The 509-nt window shown below is 48.5% G+C and carries 1 protein-coding gene; it reads right to left on the minus strand.

The annotated features are described in order from the left end of the window. Window positions 1–509: Ig-like domain-containing protein (locus AC1PJ9_RS03725; RefSeq protein WP_479761732.1), on the minus strand; the 509-nt coding region annotated here is incomplete at both ends.

The raw sequence follows: 509 nt of genomic DNA on the forward strand, positions 1-509 counted from the left end.
TTGCTGTCGTACCATCTGGGAAAGTCACTTTAACAGTTGAACCTGGTTCTGCTGTACCTGTGACTGGATTGGTCGCATTGATTGGATCAATTACCGGTGCAGTTGGAGCTGTGGTATCGATAGTCACCACTGCATTTGTTGTACCTACATTACCTGCAGGGTCTGTTGCAGTCACAGTCACGGTGTGTGGACCATCGGTCAACGCTGGAAGCGTATTGTCTGCAAGTGTCCAGGTGCCGTTGCCATTATTGGTTGCCGGATAGTTCACACCGTCTACAGTCACAACCACTTTTGCAGTTGGATCATTCACTGTACCGCTTAATGCAGGTGTACTGTCGTTGGTTAATGTCGTGGTGACAGTCACAGATGGTGCAACTGTATCTACTGTACCAGTTGAAGGAGTTGATGGGTTACCAGCAGGGTCGGTTGCAATAGCTGTAACTTTATCACCATCTTTAAGATCACCTGGGTTCGGCACAGTCCATTTACCATCAGGGCCCGCAACTACA

The organism is Acinetobacter sp. 70_2 (genome assembly GCF_056736115.1).